Raw genomic sequence first — 582 nt, 5'->3', positions numbered from 1 at the left:
GCGAGTGTGTCTGATCGCTATCTGATCTATAAGTTCTACCAGGGGCAATTATCTTAAATGGTGGTTTGTCTTTAAGCATAGTTCTTATTTGAACTGGAGAAGTATGAGTTCTTAAAAGAGTTTCTTTTTTTTCATCTAAATAAAACGTATCATGCATATCTCTCGCTGGATGATTGTCAGGAGTATTTAATGCTGTAAAGTTATTATATTCATTTTCAACATCTGGACCCTCCTCGACACTAAAACCTATCTCGGAGAAAATAGATGAGATTTCATCAATTGTTTGTGAAACAGGATGAATCTTTCCTCTTACAAAATTTCTTTCTGGTAAAGTAACATCAATTTTTTCTTTTTTTAATTTTTCGTTAATTTCTTCATTTTGAATATCATTCAATTTTAAATTTATTATATTTTGAAGCTCATCTTTTATTACATTAAGATCCGATGCAAACTGTTTTCTTTCGTTTTGTGAAATAGAGCCTATTTTTTTAAATTGAACAGAAATCAAACCATTTTTTCCAAATAGATTAGATTTTATTTCATTTATTTCTGATACACTTAATTTTCCTTTAAGTTTTAAAA

General features: G+C 28.4%; 1 pseudogene. It reads right to left on the bottom strand.

What is annotated here, in order from left to right:
• A pseudogene (locus AMN70_RS01980) lies at positions 1 to 582 on the bottom strand (phenylalanine--tRNA ligase subunit alpha); the annotation flags it as partial.

The organism is Candidatus Pelagibacter communis (assembly GCF_001179925.1).
GTDB classification, from domain to species: domain Bacteria; phylum Pseudomonadota; class Alphaproteobacteria; order Pelagibacterales; family Pelagibacteraceae; genus Pelagibacter; species Pelagibacter ubique_E.
Note: the sequence above shows the minus strand (reverse complement) of the source record. Positions and strands in the feature narration are given on the sequence as shown.